1 protein-coding gene is annotated in these 2,319 nt (G+C 62.6%); it reads left to right on the top strand.

The features are described from left to right. A partial coding sequence (locus tag E3W21_RS00010; RefSeq protein ID WP_371927025.1) for an immunoglobulin-like domain-containing protein occupies positions 1 to 2,319 on the top strand: 2,319 nt, incomplete at both ends.

Genomic DNA, 2,319 nt, shown 5'->3' with positions numbered 1-2,319 from the left:
GCTCCATCGTTTACACCGCAACACTGACCAACGCTGCCGGCACGCCAGTGACTGTGACCCTGAGCAACGGCGCCGTGATCACCATCGCCGCCAACGCTACCAGCGGTTCCGTCACCGTCGATGCGCCGAAAGACGATGCCTACATTGACGCCGGCAAGGTCAGCGCCACGATCAGCACGGCCACCGGCGGCAACTTCGAGAACCTGGTCAAAAGCCCGGCTGCGGCCGTCACCACCGTCACCGATACCCTCGACACCTCGACCGTCACCCTGACCGCCACCAGCAGCGTGGCCGAGGGCGGCACCGTGGTTTACACCGCCTCGGTCGGCGCACCGGTCACCGGTTCGCCGGTGGTGGTGACCTTGTCCAACGGTCAGACCATCACCATTGGCATTGGCCAAAGCAGCGGCACAGTCAATGCCGTGGTCTCGAACGATGTGCTCAGCGGCCACGCGCCGGTGACCAACTCGATCACCAAAGTCAGCGGCGGCAACTACGAAAACCTGGTCGCCGATAAAACCCCGGTCAGCACCAGTGTGACCGACACCGTCGACACCACCACCCTGTCGCTGAGCGCCACTGGCAATGTCAAAGAAGGCGGCCAGATCACCTACACCGCCACCCTGACCCACGCGGCCGGCAGCCCGGTTACCGTGACGTTGAGCAACGGAGCGACCATCACCATCGATGCCGGTAAAACCACTGGCACTGTGAAAGTCGATGCGCCGAAAGACGACGTCTACAAGGACGCCGGCAAACTGGAAGTCACCATCAAGGACGCCGCTGGCGGCAACTTTGAAAACCTGGTCACCAGCCCGACCCCGGCCGTGACCAACGTGGCGGACACCACCAACACCACACACCTGACCCTCAGCGCTGAAAAGTCGGTGCTCGAAGGCTCGCACATCACCTACACCGCGACCCTCACCAACGCCGCGCAAACGCCGGTAACCGTCAAGCTGAGCAACGGCGAGACCATCACCATCGACGCCGGCAAAACCACCGGTTCGGTCACCATCGCGGCGCCAAGCGACGACGTCTACAAGGATGCCGGCAAGCTCGCTGTGACAATGACGGATGCCAGCGGTGGCAACTTCGAAAAACTCGACATCAGCAAAGCGTCAGTGACCACCACCGTCAAAGACACGGTCGACTCCACGTCCCTGTCGCTGTCGGCCAGCCACACGGTCAGCGAAGGCGGCCAGATCACCTACACCGCCACCCTGAGCAACCCGACAGACACGGCCATGACCGTGAAGTTGAGCAACGGCGCCGTGATCAACATCGCCGCCGGTGCCACCACCGGTTCGGTGAACTTCGCCGCACCGGCTAACACTCCGTATATCGATGGCGGCAAAGTCCAGGCTACGATTGCCAGCCAGAGCGGCGGCAACTTCGAAAAAGTCGTCACCGACCATTCGCCGGCGGTTACCACCGTCACCGATTCGGCAGACACCACCGGCCTGAGCCTGAGCGCCACCGGCTCGGTCGCCGAGGGCGGTTCGATCGTCTACACCGCGACCCTGACCAATGCCGCTGGCTCCGCCATGACCGTGACGTTGAACAACGGCGCGGTGATCCACATTGCCAAGGGCGCCACCACCGGTTCGGTGAACTTCGCCGCACCGAAGGATGACGTCTACAAAGACGCCGGCAAAGTCGAAGCCAGCATCACCAAGACTGCCGGCGGCAACTTCGAAAACCTGGTTCCGAGTACTGCCCCGGCAGTGACCGAGGTGACTGACACGATCAACACGTCGACGGTCAGTCTGACGGCCAACAGCACTGTGGCTGAAGGCGGGACCGTGGTTTACACCGCGTCCGTCACCGCGCCAGTGACCGGTTCGCCGGTGGTTGTGACCTTGTCCAATGGCCAGAGCATCACCATTCCAGTCGGATCGAGCAGCGGTAGCGTGAACTTTGTTGCGCCGAACGATGCCTTGGCTGGCGGCGGTTCGCTGAGCGTCAAGATAGATGATGCCAAGGGCGGTAATTACGAGAAGCTGGCAATCGACGCCAAGTCGGCGGACACCTCGGTCACTGATTCTGCGGACACCACAAACCTGTCGCTCAGCGCCAGCAACTCGGTCGCCGAAGGCGGCTCGATCGTCTACACCGCGACCCTGACCAACGCTGCCGGCACACCCGTGACCGTGACGTTGAGCAACGGCGCCGTCATCACCATCGACGCCGGCAAAACCACCGGCACCGCGACGGTTGATGCGCCGAAGGACGACGCTTATATCGACGCCGGCAAAGTCAGCGCCACGATCAGCACGGCCACTGGTGGCAACTTCGAGAACCTGGTACCAAGCACGA

The organism is Pseudomonas sp. F01002 (assembly GCF_004402115.1).
Taxonomy (GTDB): Bacteria; Pseudomonadota; Gammaproteobacteria; order Pseudomonadales; family Pseudomonadaceae; genus Aquipseudomonas; species Aquipseudomonas frigoris.
The sequence above is the reverse complement of the archived record's forward strand: the minus strand, read 5'-3'. Positions and strand labels throughout refer to the sequence as shown.